The following is a 17,846-nucleotide window of genomic DNA, read 5'->3' as shown; positions in this document are numbered from 1 at the left end:
TTTACCGATCCAACAATTCTACGAAAAATTTCGACTTCTTGTACCCAGAAACTTGATAAAAACCGAAATATATCAGTTAGTTGATGATTTCATCAACAAATCTACATGTCCCCAAAAGCTCGGATAAGACTTCGCAACCACGCCTGGTTCATGAATAAGCAGTTCGCGTAATAAACCAACCGGTGCAAAAGCCATCGCCATGCGGTGATCATCGTAAGTTTCAATTTCAGGGCAAGCACCCTCTTTTTCAAATGACCCCGCCAGGGTGTATAAATGATTTGGCTCGACTTCGACTAGGCGAGCACCTATTTTGACTAATTCATTTTGAAGTGCTAACACGCGATCCGTTTCCTTCACCTTGAGAGATTCTAAACCAGTCAAATGCATGGTGATATTTTTGGCAGCAGCCACCACACAAATGGTTTGCGCCAAGTCCGGACAATCTGTAAAATCCCAGCTCAATTCGCTGACCGCCTCACACTTAGTCAACAGGTACCCTCGGCCAGTAAACGTGCTTTTTACACCCAAAGGCAGCATAATATCGCGTATCGCAGAATCCCCTTGCAAGGAATCTTCTTTCAAGCCTAATAACTCCAAGGAACTATCCTCAAACGGCGACAACGCTACCATCGAATACCAATAACTCGCACCAGACCAATCGGATTCAACAGCAAACTTTGCCGACTGGTAAGCCTGCGCCGGAATGTCTATTAAGCCTTTTGGCCAATCTATAGCAGCTTTGATTCCGAACTGACGCATCTGCGCCAGCGTCATTTCGATGTATGGTTTTGACCCTAAAGACCCCATAATCTGCAAACAAATTCCCTCCGGTAACAAGGGTGAAATCATTAAAATAGCAGAAATAAACTGCGAACTTACATCTCCACGAATAGCTAAATTGCGCGACCCGGAATAGCTAAACCCATCCAACTGTAAAGGGGGATACCCCTCATTTTTCAAATAAGTTATTTTGGCCCCTAAGGCACGTAAGGCGTCAACCAATATCCCAATCGGCCGTTCGCACATGCGAGGAGTTCCCGTCATTTGCTTAGAAGCCCCAGTAACCACATAATAAGCAGTTAGAAAACGCATCGTCGTACCCGCATCCAATACATCAGCAATCGGATTAGAAGAATCCGCGAGCAGACGAATCATGGTTTGGGTATCCCGCGCTTCTGCCAAATTAGACAATTGGCTCACATCGCCTCCCGCAAGGGCATTGATGATTAGCGCTCGATTGCTTTCGGATTTAGACGAAGGCAACGGAATCTGTTCTTGAAACGAATTTAAACGGGGAAATAGGCGAATTTGACTCAAAATAAGTATGCTTAACGCAATTTTAAAGTAACTAACGTGACAACAGCTAAGATGATTCCCACAATCATAAAACGGGTTACAATCTTAGACTCATGGTAATTTTTCTTTTGAAAATGATGGTGCAATGGCGACATTAAAAAGATCCGACGCCCCTCACCATATTTCTTTTTGGTGTATTTAAAATACCCCACTTGCATAATCACAGATAAATTTTCGATCAAAAAGATGCCACACAATACCGGAATCAACATCTCTTTACGAATCACAATAGCCAGCGTAGCGATCACACCACCCAACATTAAACTGCCCGTATCGCCCATAAATACCTGAGCTGGATAGGCATTATACCACAAAAACCCAATGCAGGCGCCCACAAAGGCCGCACAAAATATGGCCAATTCCCCTGAATTAGGAATGAACATGACATTCAGATACTGAGAGAAAATCTTGTTACCCGAAACGTAAGCCAAAATAGCCAAGGTCAATACAATAATCACCGAAGTACCAGCCGCCAATCCATCAATTCCATCCGTAATATTCGCCCCATTCGAAACCGCCGTAATGATAAAAATGACCACTAAAACGTAGACCACCCACACATATTGATCCGGAATGAAACTCGGCAAAAGCATATTGTAATCAAACTGATTATTCTTTAAAAAAGGAACCGTTGTCATTAAAGACTTCGAATCCGTGAATGTCTGCACCTGCGAACCATCCGCTAAAACCTGAACCTTATCAAATATCCGAACCTTGATATGTTGATTAAAGTACATGGTCAATCCCACGATTAAACCAAGTCCGATTTGACCTACAATCTTGAATTTACCCGACAAGCCATCCTTGTTTTTCTTGAAGACCTTAATGTAATCATCCGCGAAACCAACGGCCCCAAGCCAGATAGCTGAGGTTAATAAAAGCACAATATAGACGTTCGTGATTTTAGCAAAAAGTAACGTTGGGATAATCAAGGACAACAAAATAATGAAACCACCCATGGTAGGCGTTCCTTTTTTGGCCATTTGGCCTTCCAACCCTAAATCGCGAATTTCCTCGCCAATCTGTAACAATTGCAGCCGACGAATCACAGCTTTCCCCCAAATTGCCGCTATACCCAATGACGTAATTGTTGCCGCAAAAGCACGAAACGTGATGTATTGAAAAACGCCGGTTCCTGGAATATTTAAGGTCTTGTCGAAGTATTCGAAGAGGTAATAGAACATGCCTGCTGGTTATAAAAACAGTATAAAAAACAAAAATGCAAAAAAATAGGACGAAATCAAATTACGCAGAGTAGGCCTCCGCAATCACCTGCTTGTCATCAAAATCAGATTTTACACCTTGAATATCTTGATAGGTTTCATGACCTTTCCCAGCCACTAACACAATATCTCCCGGCTGTGCAATCGTACGAATCGCTTGAAAAATAGCTTCCTTCCGATCCGAAATCCGTTGTACCTTGATACGGTCCTCGCTAGGTACTCCTGCTTCCATTTGGTCCAAAATAGACTCTGGATCCTCAAAACGCGGATTATCAGAAGTCAAGACTACAACATCACTAAGGGTTGAAGCCAGTTCAGCCATAATCGGCCGCTTACCCGCATCGCGATTTCCACCACAACCCACGACCGTAATTATCCGTTGCTGTTTAGCGCGAATCGCCTGAATCGTCTTCAACACATTTTCCAAGGCATCTGGGGTATGCGCATAGTCGACAATCGCCATTTTATTTAAAGGGCCGGCCAACTGCTCAAATCTACCTGGAGCGGTTTTCAGCGCAGATAATTGAAGTAAAACTTCGTTTTTATCTTCACCTAGCAAAATGGCTGTGGCATAAATAGCCAACAAATTATAGGCATTAAACAAACCAATCAGTTGCGCATGAATCTCAATGCCATCGAATTCAACTTGCAATCCGGAGATGACATTGGCTTTGATCTTTGCCTTAAAATCCGCTGCGTTCAGAATTCCATAACTGTATTTCCGTGCTGCGGTATTTTGCAACATAACCATTCCGCGCTTATCGTCCACATTAGTCAATGCGAAAGAACCGCTAGGCAGGTCATCAAAAAATCCTTTTTTGGCCTTAATGTACGAATCAAAAGTCTCGTGAAAATCCAGATGATCTCGTGTAATATTTGAAAATATAGCCCCCTTAAAAACTAGACCATGAATCCGTTTCTGCACCACGGCGTGTGAACTAACCTCCATAAAAACATGGGTACACCCGTCGGCAAGCATATTAGCCAGCAATCCATTCAATGCCAATGCGTCTGGCGTCGTATGCGTTGCTGGAATAACTCGGTCTTGAATTTTATTTTGAACCGTTGAAATCAACCCACAGCGATGGCCTAATTGTTTGAAAAGTTCGAATAACAAAGTCACGCTAGTCGTTTTTCCATTCGTACCAGTAATACCTATCAAATTCAATTTCGCGGATGGATTGCCGTAAAATTCCCCGGCTGCTAAGGCCAGCGCCTCATTAGAATCTGGAACTACAATACAAGTAACATCGGAGGGGATCTCAGCCGGTAATGTCTCCACCACCCAGGCTGTACATCCCTGCTGATACACCTGAGGTAAAAATTGATGCCCATCTACCTGAGTCCCGGGAATAGCAAAAAACACACTGCCGGCAACAGCCTTACGGGAATCAAAACACAAATGAGCAACGATTGCATCTGCACCAAACAATTGGGCACCTTTCACCCCGCGCACTAATTCAACTAATGACGCCATATTTAGTGTAATTGAATAAGCATTAGGGCATTTTTTCGAAGCGGAGTACCAGCAGGAATCGATTGGGCTATCACATTCCCTATCCCCTGCGCACGCACTTTAAATCCACGATTTTCCAAAGCAAAAAGTGCATCACGCAAATTCATCCCCATGACATTAGGGACGACTTTGGGTAACAAGCTGATTGGTACATTTTGAACCGCCTTTTTATCCAACGTAAATTGCATCCACCGACCATCTTCTTCGACCTTTGGAAAACCAAGATTGGCATATAAGACCCCGTGATCTAAGGGATGAATCATATGACCTAGTTTTGCATTGTTCAATGAATCAGGCAGATAGCCACTTAAGCGGCGCTGCAACTTCATGTCACGGGAATAAATATGATCTGCAATATCCTTGAAAACGGGAGCCGTCACTTGACGCGCATAGGTTCCCTCGGAACTTCCTTCTGGTTTATCCATGGCAACTAGCATGGTATATTTTGGATTTTTCACAGGAAAATACCCAATAAACGACACATAGTACGTCCCTTTAATGTATTGACCATTAACCCCCCGTCGCTGCGCGGTACCTGTTTTTCCAGCAATACCATACGCCGTACCTTTAAGATTTGTTCCTGTCCCGCGTTCGACCACGCCCTCTAGCATGATCTTTATTTTCTTTAAGGTTTCCGCGGAACAAAGGGGCTCTTTATCTTTTTTCTGCGTCGCCGTAAAATCCGTAATGACCTCATTTCCAATGGTAGCTTTTTTAACGATAATGGGCTGAATCCAATAGCCATTATTTGCGATGGCATTATAGAATGTTAGCAAATGAAGTGGCGATGTATTAGAGGAATAGCCAACGGAGGACCACATGTATTGCAACGCATCCCATTTCGGAGGAAGTGGAAATTTAGGGGTATAATAACGGGGTTTAATTTGAAAATCCAAAGGCTCGATCAAATGGAATTTTTTCAAATAATCATAATACTTGGCCTGCTTTTGAGAAAAAACACGCTGCATCAATTTAATCGTACCAATGTTTGATGAATGCTCAACAACTCCCTGAACCGTAATCGTACCATAATCGTGCGAATCTGACATAGTTCTATTAAACACCGTGTATTTCCCGCCTGTCGTAACCATATCCGTCAAGGGCATTTTAGACTCCTCCAACATAGCCATCATGGAAGGCAATTTAAACACAGAACCCGGATCATGCTCTGAAACTTCAATGGCATGATTCGCAAATTCAGAATAGCCTGTGGGGGAACTTGCATTTTTAGTTAAATTCGAAATTGCCTTGATTTCACCCGTAGCTGTCTCCATTACAATGGCCGTTGCATAATTACCTTTAAAATCTGCCAAAGCCTTCATTAATGCCAATTCCACAATATCTTGAATATCCACATCCAATGTCGTCTGCAAGTCTACCCCACGCTGCGGAATAATTTCCGGCGTATTCTCTATCGGACGCCACGTATTTTTATCCATTTTGGCGAAATACCCTTTACCAGGAACCCCGCGTAATTCCTTGTCAAAAGCTCCCTCGAGCCCCACTTTAACTTTATCTTTCATGTAGCCAACTGTCCGATAAGCCATTTGGCCGAAAGGGGCATAGCGTACATTTACTTTGTCAAAGACAATTCCAGTCTTCACAGGTGATTTTTTGTTCTCCCGAAATAGTGGAAAATTCATAACAAGCTTTCGCTCCTGAAAGTCGAGCAAGCGGTTATTCAGTAATAAATAGGTTCGCTTATTTTTCTTCGCTGAGACAATTTTGTCGTAATATTCATCTGCAGTCCGATCCTTAAAAAAATTAGCCAAATGCTCCGCCAACTCCCGTACATGAGCAGTAAATAACTTTTCGGCTTTCGTTGATTTGTTGTACACCGAAGGATCCATGCCTAAGCGGTATTTAGGCAAAGAAGTTGCCAATAAACTTCCATCATCTGAGTAGATATTCCCACGAGTGGCGTCTACCATCCGCTCTTTGATGTAAATCGAGGAGGCCTCCTCGCGCAATTCGGGCCCTTGAATAAAGACTAATTTATATAAGTTCCCTACGAGCAGCAAGAACGCGGCAAGCATGATGATAAAGAAAATCCGGAAACGGAAGGTAATGTTTTGCCGGATGTTTTGTCGCTTCGGTGCGGCCATATCAATTATTCTTTAACGGGATCTGCAACTACTTTAATGGGTGGGGTTAGGCTAACTTCAAGCCCATATCTTCGCATAGCGATGGCAAGGTAACTCTGCTTGCCAACCTTCATGTAGTCGGCCTTTTGCGTCGTGTAATCCGCCCTGATTTCTTCTAATTCTTGTTTTGTAGTAACAATTTGATGCATTCGCCCTTCGGCCAACATCGTATAATAAATGTATATCAAAATTAATCCAGCGATAAACGTAATGTGCTTAACTAACTCCATGGGCATTTGACCACCCGTCAAGGAATCAATATTAAAGAGCATTTCCATCGGACTCTCCTTGGGGGGAGCGGTGTTTTTTTCTTGTGCTTCGGTTTCTACTGAACTAGCCATTTTACAATTTACGTGCGATTCTTAATTTGGCACTGCGCGAACGCGGATTTGCCTTTAATTCTTCTGGGCTTGCAGTCATTGGCTTGCGAATTTCAGACGCAAGCGGCTTGTGCACCACCCCAAACATATCTTTATCTTCTTTGCCAAAACAGTCGCCTGTTTTGATAAAATTTTTCACCAAACGATCCTCCAAGGAATGAAAGGACATAATACATAAGCGACCATCCACAGCAAGCACCGATGGCGCTTGCGCTAAAAACTCCTCAATCACTTGCAATTCTTGATTTACTTCGATTCGTACAGCCTGAAAAGCTTGTGCGAAATACTTAAATTCCTTGCCTCTTGGGGCTAATTTAGTAAGAATTTCTTTGAAATCCGAAGTCGTTTCCAGCGTCTTTTGCGTCCGCGCTTGAATCACTGCTTGCGCCAAGGTACGTGCATTCTTTATCTCCCCATACATCCCAAAAATCCGTTGCAATTGCTCGGCCGAATACTCGTTCAATACATTTTTAGCATCCATCGCAGCCGAAGGACCCATGCGCATGTCTAAAGGGCCATCGAAACGAGTTGAAAATCCGCGCGATGCGGCGTCCAACTGATAAGATGATACACCAAAGTCGGCCAGAATCCCATCCACTTGCTTCACACCATGCAAGCGTAAATACTTTTCCAGATATCGGAAATTAGCTGTTATCAGGGTCAAGCGATCATCTTCGATTTTTTCTGCTTGATTCCATGCATCCGGATCTTGATCAAAGGCTAGCAGCCGACCGCTCGCCCCGAGATGAGCTAAAATTTCTTTCGAATGTCCTCCTCCTCCAAAAGTAACATCGACGTAAATTCCGTCAGGACGAATCGCGAGCCCATCAATGCATTCATGCAACATGACGGAGGTATGGTAGGTTTGTTCTGACATAAATTCAAAATTACAAATTTATCTCTCGGCGTTCAACCAAATTTTAGCTCTATTGGTGATTTTTTTGTCCACAAGATTTAACCTTATATTTGTTGACAAATTTATACCCATGCGATATCTTCTACTACTACTATTTCCCTTTTTTGCACTCGCTCAAAATCCCAAAATAGGCCCTTGGCGAGGTGAATTGAGCCACATGGGCGGTGCATTGCCATTTAATTTCATCATTCAAAAAGGTAGCGAAGCGAAACGGTTTAACATTAACCTTCAAAATGGCGTGGAGAAATTCAACCTAGGCGAATCATTTTTCCGAGGCGACTCCTTGATTATCCCCTTTGACCTATACGATTCTGAAATAAGTTGTGCCCTGAGTAGCCCGAATCAAATGAATGGGTATTGGACTAAAAAAAGAAACGGGAAAGCTATTTTTCGGATTCCATTTCAAGCCATCGCCGGTTCAACCCAGCGATTTATAGCGCCAGCTGCAGCAAACGTAAATGTTACTGGAAAATACAGCGCTGATTTCTGGGCCGATGAATCTAGCCATAGCCCCGGGGTATTAATCCTAGACCAAAAAGGAAATCATGTTACGGGGACGGTTTTAAAGCCTTCAGGTGATTACCGTTTTTTGCAAGGGAATGTCATTGCCGATAGCCTATTCTTAAGTTACTTTGATGGAAGCGGTGTTTATCTATTTAAAACCAAAGTAACTAAGTCAAAAATTGAAGGGTTATTTTATACGGGATTGGCAGGCAAACGAAATATGATTGCGCAAAAGGATGCCAAAGCAAGCCTCCCTGATTTGAAAAAGTTAACCTATTTAAAGCCTGGTTTTGATCGGGTATCTTTCAAACTACCTACACCAGACGGCAGAAGTATCAGCTTAAGCGATGCCCGTTACCAAAATAAAGTGGTGATTATTGAATTAATGGGCTCATGGTGCCCAAATTGCATTGACGAATCCCGCTTTCTCGCACCTTTTTACCGGAAATACCAAAGCAAAGGCGTCGAGGTAATCGGTATGGCTTTTGAATATTCACCAGATATCGCGGTTTCTGGACCTAAAATTGCCAATTTCAAAAAGAAGATCGGCATAGATTACGAGGTAGTCTTTGCTGGAACTCCTAACGATGAAACGATCGCCCAAGTGCTACCGATGTTGCACAAAATCAATGGGTATCCGACCACATTCATCATCGACAAAAAAGGAATCGTACGTGAAATTCATACTGGATTTACAGGACCAGGCACTGGGGTTTACTACACGGATTGGACACAAGAATTTGAGAAGACGATTCAAACACTTTTGAATGAAAAATAAACTATTTATTTGCCTGTTCTTATTAAGTAGCTTTTTTTCACTCGGACAATCTAAATCGAAACGTGGTTGGAAAGCGGCAGCTGCCCTAGCTACCACCAGCGCTTTGGTATACAACGATTTTTCACGAACAACACAAAGTGATTTTCGGGCAAAAAATTTACCTAATTTCCGTACGCCTGCCGATGATTACTTACAGCACCTACCCATGCTTACCAGTGTAGGCCTACATTTCATGGGAGCAAAAGCACAAAACGAAGTGAAGGATCAGGCAGCCATGTTTGTACTTGGAACCGGAATCTACTATGTGACAGTTAAGTCGATGAAATATGTCATTAACGAAACGAGACCAAACGGAGAACCCTATAGTTTTCCATCCGGACACACCACCACTGCATTTTTTGGCGCACATACACTAGCTAAAGAATATTGGGAGGAACATCCAGGAATCGCGATTACAGGTTATGCCTTGGCAACAACAACGGGTATTTTGCGGATGGCCAACAATCAGCATTGGGCTTCAGATGTGCTTATGGGTGCCGCGATGGGAATTGCCTCTGCGGAAGCGGCGTATTGGGTTTATCCAAAATTAAAAAAAGCACTCCATCAGAGTGCTTTTGAATGGGATCCGATTGTCACCCCTAATTTCTACGCAGCGCGTGTTCAAGTCCGTTTTTAGTGCAACATAATGTAGGTCAAAGCTCCTGCTGCATATCCGAGCAAGGCTAATACGCCAATTTTTTTCGCGTACCAACCGAACTCAATTTGCTCCATACCCATCACAGCAACGCCTGCTGCAGAACCTATAATTAAAATACTTCCACCCGTTCCCGCGCAATAAGCCAAAAACTCCCACATGGCATGATCCATAGGGAAGTCGGCAAGCGAATACATCCCCATCGTTGCCGCAACCAGTGGAACATTATCCACAACCGAAGAGGCTAGGCCAATCAATGCAACGATAATGTATTGATTACCAAAGGTTTGCTCCAATACAACAGCTAGCTGCGTTAAATATCCAAAAGACTCCAAAGCGCCAATTGCCAATAAGATTCCTAGGAAAAACAGGACACTCGATGTGTCGATTTTCGTTAAGGCATGTCCTACTGTATATGGCTTCTTAGTTTCCGCATCTTTATCGGCATGCAACACCTCCGATAATATCCAAACCACACCCAGTGCTAGTAAAATCCCCATGAAGGGCGGCAAATGAGTTACAGTTTTAAAGACGGGTACACCTAACAGACTTGATACGCCGGCGGCCAACATGATTTTACCATGGCGATCTTCTTCTGGTGTAAGCTCTGCACGATGGTGAAACGAACCAAGTTTCCGTTCGCGCACCCAAAATGCGGCTACTGCCAACGGGACAATGAGCGAAATCAAAGAAGGTATAAACAACGTTTTAATGATGCCTGATGCGGAGATTTGACCTCCAATCCACAACATGGTTGTCGTCACATCTCCAATAGGAGACCACGCACCACCTGAGTTCGCGGCGATAACGACGACGCCCACAAAAAACATTCGAGTGGATTTATCGGATACCAACTTGCGTAAGAGGGTAACCATGACGATAGAGGCCGTTAAATTATCTAGAACGGCAGACAGAAAAAAGGCGATAAAACCCGTAATCCACATTAATTTAGCGGGCTGATTCGTTTTAATTAAACGACTGACAAAATGAAATCCATGATGCGCATCCACTAATTCGACCAAGGTCATGGCGCCCAATAAGAAAAATAGAATTTCAGAGGTCGAACCTAAATGATGACTCAGTACTTCTAGTTCGTGAGGTCCTTTTACAAGTGCATAAACGACCCAAACAAGAACTCCAGTCACTAAAGCAGAAGCCGTTTTATTGATTTTTAAGGGATGTTCAAACGCGATGGCAAGATACCCAACAATAAAAATCACAATAGAGATTAGTTCCATGCGGTAAATATAAAAAGAAAAGTCAGGGACTAAAGCCCTGACTTCTAATAATGTTTTATTCAAAAATGAATTACTTCAATTTAGCCACGGCCGTTTTTATACGCGCACATGCTTCTTCTAATTGCTCATCTGCTGCCGCAGTTGAAATACGCATACAATCTGGAGCACCAAAACCAGAACCAGCTACGGTAGCCACATACGCTTCGTTCAACAACCACGTACAAAAATCATCGGAGTCGTTGATAGTTGTTGTTCCATCCGATTTTCCGAAATAATAAGAGATATCTGGAAATGCATAAAAAGCACCTTCTGGCATATTCACTTTGAACCCTGGAATTTCACGCAATAAACCTACGACTAATTTACGGCGACGGTCATAGGCTGCTTTCATTTCGTACGCATGATCCAATGTGCCATTGAATGCTGCAACGGCTGCTTTTTGTGCGATTGAATTCGTCCCCGAAGTTACTTGGCCCTGTAATTTTTCGATTCCATCTGCAATCCACTTCGCCGCTGCGATGAAACCAATTCGCCAGCCAGTCATTGCATGACCTTTGGCAACTCCATTAACCGTGATCACACGCTCTTTAATTTCTGGAATCGATCCGATCGAGAAATGACCACCTTGTGTGAAGTTGATGTACTCATAAATCTCATCTGCCAACACATAAATATTTTCATGACGAGCCACTACATTCGCGATGTCACGCAATTCAGATTCTGTATATACGGAACCAGTTGGGTTATTTGGTGATGCGAACATCACCATTTTCGTTTTGGGAGTAATCGCTGCCTCGAATTGTTCAGGCGTTACTTTAAAATTATTATCAAAAGCTCCTTGAACAATCACAGAAGTTCCTTCGGCTAATTTGACCATCTCAGAGTAAGAAACCCAATAAGGGGAAAAAATAATCACTTCGTCACCTGGATTAATCAAGGCAGCGATTGCGTTTGCTAATGAGTGCTTAGCTCCCGTCGAAACCACAATGTTTTCTGAGCCCCACTCTAAATTGTTATCGCGCTTTAACTTATTCGCAATTGACATGCGTAAATCAGGATAACCAGCAACCGGTGAATAGCCGTGAAAACCATCGTCGATTGCTTTTTTAGCAGCCTCACAAATATGATCCGGAGTTTTAAAATCAGGCTCCCCTACGGATAAACTAATCACTTTATGACCTAATGCAGCTAATTCGCGCGCTTTTTTCGTCATCCCCAATGTGGATGATTCTTCTAAGGCTTGAATGCGTTGCGCTAATGGGGATGTTGACATGTCTGTATACTTCAATATGGGTTAAAAACGGGTGCAAATTAGTTTTTTATGAACGGAAAAACTAATGAAAAACGCAAAAAATAGGGCATTTATTTCAGTTGGCTTAACTTCGCATACGCCCCATCCGGAATGGAAATGAGCTCTTTATGCGTTCCGCGCTCGACGATTTGCCCTTGGTCCACGACCAAAATTTGATCGGCATGTTGGATCGTACTTAAGCGATGGGCAATCACTAAGACCGTCCGGTTTTTCATCAAATTTCCTAAAGCTGCTTGGACCAATTTTTCAGATTCATTGTCGAGGGCACTCGTCGCTTCATCCAAAATTAAAATTGGCGGATTACATAAAACCGCACGTGCAATGGAGATCCGTTGGCGTTGTCCACCCGACAATTTAGACCCTCGATCGCCAATTATAGTCGCATACCCATCCTCACTCGTTTCAATAAATTCATGGGCATTCGCAATTTGCGCGGCCGCTTGAACCTGCTCAAGCGTGGCATCTGTTCCAAAAGCAATATTATTGAAAATCGAATCATTAAAAAGAACCGATTCCTGTGTCACAATACCCATTAAAGCTCTTAAATCCACTAATGGGATTTGTTTTAAAGGCACGTTGTCCACGGTGATTTTACCGGAAGTAACATCGTAGAAACGAGGAAGTAAATCGGCAAGTGTCGACTTACCTCCGCCGGAAGCGCCAACGAGCGCAATGGTTTGGCCTTTCGGAATTTCAAACGAAACTTCATTTAGCACAGAACGGCCAGGGACGTATGCAAAACCAACGGATTCAAAACGAATCGATTGGGTAAATTCCTTCACCGGAATGGCAGGCTCTTCCACTTGAATTTCAGACTCCGTATCCAATATTTCAATGATGCGATCTGCAGAAGCCACACCTCGTTGAATACCCGAAAATGCATCCGCAATGACTTTGGCTGGACGCATAACCTGCGAAAACGTGGCAATAAACGCAATAAACGTAGAAGCACTTAATTCGCCATCTCCCATAATCACTAAGATTCCCCCGTACATCAAAATCCCCGTCACCACCAAAACCCCCAAACTCTCCGAAACTGGCGAAGTTAATTCCTGGCGAAACACCATGCGCAATAAGGAATGACGGTAACGCAAATTCGTTTCTTGAAATTTCGCATCCATCACCGGTTCCGCACGAAACGCCTTAACGACGCGCATCGCACCAAAGGTCTCATCCAACAAACTAATGATACCACTCAAATGCTGTTGAACCTCTCCGGCCGCACGGCGCAAGCGACGCGTGATTAACGCGATGACTCCACCAGATAAAGGCAAAATGATTAAAGAAAACAAAGTTAATTTAACCGACATGCTTGCCAAGAAAACGAAGAACATAATCAAGGTGAATATCTCTTTGAACGTAGCTGTAAAAGCCCGACCGATACTATTTTCAACCTCCTGTACATCCGTCGTCAAACGCGACATTAAGTTTCCTTTCTTTTGTTCCGAGAAATAACTCAAATCCATGCGTATGGCACGTTCGAATACCGCTTGACGCAAGGATGCGATGGTATCCGCCTCCACCGTTTTTAAGATTCGTTGCGAAAAATACCGAAAGACATTAGCTAATAAAACGGACGTAATGATTGCGCCACAGGCATATTGCAAGGCACCCAAACGACCATAAGACTCTAAAGCCCCATAAAAGTAATGATTGAAAACAAACGAAAAATAACTCGGCGAAACCGAGAAATCAGGTAGCGAGCGATATAAAGCGGCTTGACTCGTAGATGCTTGGTTGAATAAAACATTCAACAAGGGAATCAATAAGGTGAAATTCAAAATCCCAAAAAGACTGCTTAACAGCGAAAATCCGAAATATGGAAATACATGTTTTCGGATCGAACTAGCATAAGACAATAAGCGTAAATAAGTCTTCAAAGGAGTTATTTCAAAATTTGAGGCAAATTACGACAATTTTCACATTTACTTGCGTTCGGCTAGTTTGGCATAGACTTCAACATAGCTGGTTGCGGCCACCGACCAATCAAAACGCTTGGACCATGCCTGAATAGCCTGTTTTTTATCATTTACCTGATAATCTTGCAAGCCTTTCGTTAGCGTTTCGCGCATCGAAGCCCCATCAAAATCTGTAAAATAATAGGCCTCTGGTCCACCCACTTCCGGCAACGAGGTAAATTGAGACAAAAACACCGGTTTTCCGAGGTGCATGGCCTCCACCACCGGCAAGCCAAATCCTTCAGCAAGCGATGGAAATACAAAAGCTTCGCATTGCACGTACAACGCCATTTTATCTTGCTCAGATACCGCTCCGGCAAAAATTACCCGATCTGAAACGCCCAAATCTTGCGCTTCTTGCTTGATTTTTTCCAAATAATGGGCTTGTTGGGTGATGCCCGCGATGATCAATAATCGATCATTTCCAACCAACAATTGCGGCAACACATGAAAATTCTTTTTCTCCGCAATCGTTCCAATGGTAAACAAAAAAGGACGCCCATTTGCGATTAAAGGAAAAGGTATATCAGGCGGAATTTGAGCCAAATTACACCCATTCAGGATAACTTTTTGGGGCGTATTACCCAGCTCAAAATGCGCTTGTACATCGCGCTGCGTATATTCCGAAATAAATACGAGGTAATTAGCCCGATTTATTTTCGCTTGCAATTTCGCCTTGAATCGCTGTTTTTTAGCTTCCGATTTCCGACCATCATGCAAATAATTTAGGTCTTGAATAGTCAATACTATCGAAGCACCAGAACCTGTGGGCATGTATTCCGTATCCTGATGCGTTGCATGCCAAATGTACGATCCGCTCGCAGGACGAAGCCACCATTTATGCCAAAAATGAACTGGAACACGCGGACTTAATTCGTCGCTTGAAGTAAAAAAAGTAAGCGAAAAGCGATCAGCAATTGCCTGACCTAATTGAAGACAAAAATGGTACAACCCCGTATTCGGGTATTTTAAGCGTTCGGCATCAAAAAAAACAGGAACCTTCACCTAAATGATTTTATAGTTACAATATTCTCCGATTCGCCAGCCGGTCCAATCTTCGATTTGTTGGAGCAATTGCCGACGTAAACTCATCTGCTGACGCAAGGCTACCGGATCAAAATGAAATGGCCATTGCATGGAGTCAATTCGTTTTTGGGCCACAGCCGGATGCGTTCCATCGAAGCGTGTCAGACGCTCCGCATTGCTTAAATCAAAGGTAAAATCCTCCGGTACATGAGTTTCTAACCAGGTGTCATCGTGGTAGAATTGCTGAAAATTACGCACCTTTTTACTCATCCCTTGTGGTGGTTTTACCCAACCATAATGATAGATGGTCGCGGGAATTAATTTGACTTGAATCTTACGCCCATGCAAGCGAAAACCCTGCGCATCTCTGTAGGAATGAATGCCTTTGGCATACTTGACTACTCGAATTTCGCGTCTATACCAGCGGCGAGAAACAGCTTCATAATTATAGGACCCGTAGAAATGTTTGTAGTGAAAAAGTAAGCCTTCCACCGCGGAATCAGATGCATAGGTTTCCATGGCTTGTTGGATCGCCGACAAATCCTTTTCGTGCACACATTCATCTCCTTGGATGTAAAAAGCCCAATCCGTGTCAGGTGAAATGGCTTGATAAGCTTTGTCGGTTTCGAGCGCAAACGTGCGCCCACCCTCTCGCTGCTGGTCATCCCAAACGGTCTCTATGATTCGAATTTTATCGGAAGGAATCGATTGGATTAATGCCAAAGTTGCATCGTCCGACTTCCCAACCGCGACCACAAATTCATCACAAATAGGCAGAATCGAGGTAATGGCTTCAACGATCGGATAATCGTTTTTAACGGCGTTCCGAATAAAAGTGAAGCCCGAGATTTTCATATTAATATTTTACCTGAATGCCGTGATAGCGTTCCTGCTCCACATAATCTTTGCGCAAGGGATGTCCTTCCCAGTCGGCAGGCAATAGAATTCGTATCAAATTCGGGTGATTCACAAATTGCACGCCCACCAAATCATACGCCTCCCGCTCATGCCAGTCGGCCGTTTTCCAAATCGAACTCACCGATGGAATCTCGGCTTTATCTCTTTCTGCCACGACCTTCAGGTGCACAGTGACGTGTTTGGGAATGGAATATAAGGTATAGATCACTTCGATTTGGCCTTGTTCAGGACCAAGGTCGATTGCTGTTACGCATGACAATGAATCGAAGTATGTTTCTGGATGGCGCCATAAGAGGTCACAAATGGCCACGAGATCATTTGCACCGACAGTAATTTGCGCGTTTTTCTCATCCCAGCTGCATTCAGCATGGGTATGTAGGCGAATCAACTCAGGTATTTCAGCTAATTGCATCTAGGATTCGTTGCGGAACCACGAGGGTTTCCCGGTTAATTTTTTCTTGCAATTTCAGGACACCTCCTAGAAGTGCTTCTGGGCGTGGCGGGCAGCCGGGCACATAGACATCCACAGGAATAATGCGATCAACGCCCTTCACCACATGATAGCCATGTTCCCAATACGGGCCACCGCAGTTGGCACATGAACCCATCGAAATCACATAACGCGGTTCGGGCATCTGTTCGTACAAGCGGCGAATCCGATCCGCCATCTTGAATGTTACTGTTCCGGCAACAATCATCACATCGGACTGACGTGGGGAAGGCCGTGGAAAAACGCCGAAACGATCTAAATCGTAATTGGACGCAAACGCCTGCATCATCTCAATAGCGCAACATGCCAAACCAAAGCTCATCGGCCATAGCGAACTAGCACGAGCCCAGTTCAATAGGTCTTCGACTTTGCTGACAACAAAGCCTTCAGATTGCATGTGTTGGTCTAAAAAACTTTTCATGTTAGCGGATGACGGTCACGGAACCGATGATTTCTGGGTAGTCTTCGTCGGGCTTGATGGAATACATGTACACGCCGCTTGGCAATGTTTTCCCATTCAAATATCCGTTGAAGGCTTTCATATTACCGGCTTTATTGGCTTTGGATTTATCTATTTTTTCGTAGTAATCGAAGCCTACGCGTTCGATGATGAGCTGACCCCAGCGGTCAAAAATCCTTACTGTGGCGAACAGATATTTATCTAAATTTTCAATTTCGAGGTAATCATTAAGATCGTCGTCATTAGGCGTTATCGCCTCGTAAGTCTTTACGCGAGCAAAAATTTTAACACGGACTTCTTTGGGCGGGCACTTAAAAAGTGTCCCATCGCTTTTCTTAATATACTCATGTATGTAAAAATATTCATCGAAAAATGCATTACCATATTTTTCAATTATTTTCTCAATGTCGACCATACCCGCAAATGAATTTGGATTTTGTATAATAAATTCGCTGGGCTTTACATTATCTGGGCCTAAACTGGCGGACCACATCCAAGTTGATTTGGGGTTTAGTGACCCATTTACGACAATGGGCACTTTCTTTTCCACTTGATCTGCAAAAGCTATCAATTTAGGCTCAGTGACAACATAACATGAATCAATTTGCCCAAAAACAAAACCTGGTAGGTTTAACAAACAGAACAGCCAGATTAATTTTTGCATAAGAGACAATTAAATTGGGTCATACCTGCGAACGATTTTCGAATTCGCATCAATGGTTTTGTAAATATACCTAAATTCACAAAATTTTTGCCCCATGTCTTTGACCCATTTTTTTGAAACAGATTTAGCCAACCTGCGCGGCATGACGCCGGCGCGGCTACCTATGTTACAAACGGAGCTGGGGTTGTTTACGTATGCCGACTTAATTCAATATTTTCCTTTTCGCTACGAAGATCGAACGATTGTGCATTCAATTGCCGAAATCAGCG

Annotated in this window: 16 protein-coding genes; 2 read left to right on the top strand and 14 right to left on the bottom strand. The window is 43.4% G+C overall.

Features of this window, described 5'->3' with window-relative positions; genetic code table 11:
* Positions 1–72 precede the first annotated feature (72 nt).
* From ACIQ6T_RS05580 to rsmH, 6 genes are all read right to left on the bottom strand, one after another.
* Positions 73–1,317 (bottom strand): 3-phosphoshikimate 1-carboxyvinyltransferase, encoded by a 1,245-nt coding sequence (locus tag ACIQ6T_RS05580; RefSeq protein WP_395784922.1) that lies wholly within the window; start codon positions 1,315–1,317, stop codon positions 73–75.
* Positions 1,318–1,328: 11 nt separating this feature from the next.
* Positions 1,329–2,540 (bottom strand): phospho-N-acetylmuramoyl-pentapeptide-transferase, encoded by a 1,212-nt coding sequence (mraY, locus tag ACIQ6T_RS05575; RefSeq protein WP_395784921.1) that lies wholly within the window; start codon positions 2,538–2,540, stop codon positions 1,329–1,331.
* A gap of 61 nt (positions 2,541–2,601) precedes the next feature.
* Positions 2,602–4,056, bottom strand: a complete 1,455-nt coding sequence (locus ACIQ6T_RS05570) for a UDP-N-acetylmuramoyl-L-alanyl-D-glutamate--2,6-diaminopimelate ligase (RefSeq protein ID WP_395784920.1) — start codon at positions 4,054–4,056, stop codon at positions 2,602–2,604.
* A gap of 2 nt (positions 4,057–4,058) precedes the next feature.
* Positions 4,059–6,200: a penicillin-binding protein gene (locus ACIQ6T_RS05565; protein ID WP_395784919.1), complete on the bottom strand. Its 2,142-nt coding sequence runs from the start codon at positions 6,198–6,200 to the stop codon at positions 4,059–4,061.
* 5 nt (positions 6,201–6,205) lie between these two features.
* Positions 6,206–6,580 (bottom strand): FtsL-like putative cell division protein, encoded by a 375-nt coding sequence (locus ACIQ6T_RS05560; RefSeq protein ID WP_395784918.1) that lies wholly within the window; start codon positions 6,578–6,580, stop codon positions 6,206–6,208.
* Between the two features lies 1 nt (position 6,581).
* Positions 6,582–7,496, bottom strand: coding sequence for a 16S rRNA (cytosine(1402)-N(4))-methyltransferase RsmH (rsmH, locus tag ACIQ6T_RS05555; RefSeq protein WP_395784917.1), 915 nt, complete (start codon positions 7,494–7,496; stop codon positions 6,582–6,584).
* A 109-nt stretch (positions 7,497–7,605) separates the two neighbouring features.
* Here rsmH and ACIQ6T_RS05550 point away from each other — a divergent pair, with 109 nt between their 5' ends.
* Positions 7,606–8,817, top strand: a complete 1,212-nt coding sequence (locus ACIQ6T_RS05550; protein ID WP_395784916.1) for a TlpA disulfide reductase family protein — start codon at positions 7,606–7,608, stop codon at positions 8,815–8,817.
* Complete coding sequence (locus ACIQ6T_RS05545; protein ID WP_395784915.1) at positions 8,807–9,493, top strand: phosphatase PAP2 family protein; 687 nt, start codon at positions 8,807–8,809, stop codon at positions 9,491–9,493. The genes ACIQ6T_RS05550 and ACIQ6T_RS05545 overlap by 11 nt, the downstream gene beginning before the upstream one ends.
* Here ACIQ6T_RS05545 and nhaD read toward each other — a convergent pair.
* The 8 genes from nhaD to ACIQ6T_RS05505 form a co-directional block, all read right to left on the bottom strand.
* Complete coding sequence (gene nhaD / locus ACIQ6T_RS05540) at positions 9,490–10,749, bottom strand: sodium:proton antiporter NhaD (protein WP_395784914.1); 1,260 nt, start codon at positions 10,747–10,749, stop codon at positions 9,490–9,492. The two genes, ACIQ6T_RS05545 and nhaD, sit on opposite strands and share 4 nt — an antisense overlap.
* A gap of 70 nt (positions 10,750–10,819) precedes the next feature.
* On the bottom strand, positions 10,820–12,022 hold the full coding sequence (locus ACIQ6T_RS05535) for a pyridoxal phosphate-dependent aminotransferase (protein WP_395784913.1): 1,203 nt from the start codon (positions 12,020–12,022) through the stop codon (positions 10,820–10,822).
* A gap of 89 nt (positions 12,023–12,111) precedes the next feature.
* A complete protein-coding gene (locus ACIQ6T_RS05530; RefSeq protein ID WP_395784912.1) occupies positions 12,112–13,941 on the bottom strand; it encodes an ABC transporter ATP-binding protein in 1,830 nt (609 codons plus the stop codon).
* A 45-nt stretch (positions 13,942–13,986) separates the two neighbouring features.
* Positions 13,987–15,024: a glycosyltransferase family 4 protein gene (locus ACIQ6T_RS05525; RefSeq protein ID WP_395784911.1), complete on the bottom strand. Its 1,038-nt coding sequence runs from the start codon at positions 15,022–15,024 to the stop codon at positions 13,987–13,989.
* Positions 15,025–15,900: a glycosyltransferase family 2 protein gene (locus ACIQ6T_RS05520; protein ID WP_395784910.1), complete on the bottom strand. Its 876-nt coding sequence runs from the start codon at positions 15,898–15,900 to the stop codon at positions 15,025–15,027.
* Between the two features lies 1 nt (position 15,901).
* Positions 15,902–16,375, bottom strand: coding sequence for an NADH-quinone oxidoreductase subunit C (locus ACIQ6T_RS05515; protein WP_395784909.1), 474 nt, complete (start codon positions 16,373–16,375; stop codon positions 15,902–15,904).
* Positions 16,362–16,874 (bottom strand): NADH-quinone oxidoreductase subunit B, encoded by a 513-nt coding sequence (locus tag ACIQ6T_RS05510; protein WP_377983718.1) that lies wholly within the window; start codon positions 16,872–16,874, stop codon positions 16,362–16,364. Before ACIQ6T_RS05510 ends, ACIQ6T_RS05515 begins: the two co-directional genes overlap by 14 nt.
* A 1-nt stretch (position 16,875) precedes the next feature.
* Complete coding sequence (locus ACIQ6T_RS05505) at positions 16,876–17,577, bottom strand: gliding motility-associated C-terminal domain-containing protein (RefSeq protein WP_395784908.1); 702 nt, start codon at positions 17,575–17,577, stop codon at positions 16,876–16,878.
* Between the last annotated feature and the right edge of the window lie 269 nt (positions 17,578–17,846).

The sequence above is a fragment of the Aquirufa sp. genome (assembly GCF_044377215.1).
In the GTDB taxonomy this organism is placed as follows: Bacteria; Bacteroidota; Bacteroidia; order Cytophagales; family Spirosomataceae; genus Aquirufa.
Note: the sequence above shows the minus strand (reverse complement) of the source record. Positions and strands in the feature narration are given on the sequence as shown.

Bases quoted from the DNA above. Each gene is read 5' to 3' on its own strand.
- mraY (WP_395784921.1), bottom strand. From the start codon at position 2,540: ATGTTCTATTACCTCTTCGAATACTTCGACAAGACCTTAAATATTCCA.
- ACIQ6T_RS05570 (WP_395784920.1), bottom strand. From the start codon at position 4,056: ATGGCGTCATTAGTTGAATTAGTGCGCGGGGTGAAAGGTGCCCAATTG.
- ACIQ6T_RS05565 (WP_395784919.1), bottom strand. From the start codon at position 6,200: ATGGCCGCACCGAAGCGACAAAACATCCGGCAAAACATTACCTTCCGT.
- ACIQ6T_RS05560 (WP_395784918.1), bottom strand. From the start codon at position 6,580: ATGGCTAGTTCAGTAGAAACCGAAGCACAAGAAAAAAACACCGCTCCC.
- rsmH (WP_395784917.1), bottom strand. From the start codon at position 7,496: ATGTCAGAACAAACCTACCATACCTCCGTCATGTTGCATGAATGCATT.
- ACIQ6T_RS05550 (WP_395784916.1), top strand. From the start codon at position 7,606: ATGCGATATCTTCTACTACTACTATTTCCCTTTTTTGCACTCGCTCAA.
- ACIQ6T_RS05545 (WP_395784915.1), top strand. From the start codon at position 8,807: ATGAAAAATAAACTATTTATTTGCCTGTTCTTATTAAGTAGCTTTTTT.
- nhaD (WP_395784914.1), bottom strand. From the start codon at position 10,749: ATGGAACTAATCTCTATTGTGATTTTTATTGTTGGGTATCTTGCCATC.
- ACIQ6T_RS05535 (WP_395784913.1), bottom strand. From the start codon at position 12,022: ATGTCAACATCCCCATTAGCGCAACGCATTCAAGCCTTAGAAGAATCA.
- ACIQ6T_RS05520 (WP_395784910.1), bottom strand. From the start codon at position 15,900: ATGAAAATCTCGGGCTTCACTTTTATTCGGAACGCCGTTAAAAACGAT.
- ACIQ6T_RS05515 (WP_395784909.1), bottom strand. From the start codon at position 16,375: ATGCAATTAGCTGAAATACCTGAGTTGATTCGCCTACATACCCATGCT.
- ACIQ6T_RS05510 (WP_377983718.1), bottom strand. From the start codon at position 16,874: ATGAAAAGTTTTTTAGACCAACACATGCAATCTGAAGGCTTTGTTGTC.
- ACIQ6T_RS05505 (WP_395784908.1), bottom strand. From the start codon at position 17,577: ATGCAAAAATTAATCTGGCTGTTCTGTTTGTTAAACCTACCAGGTTTT.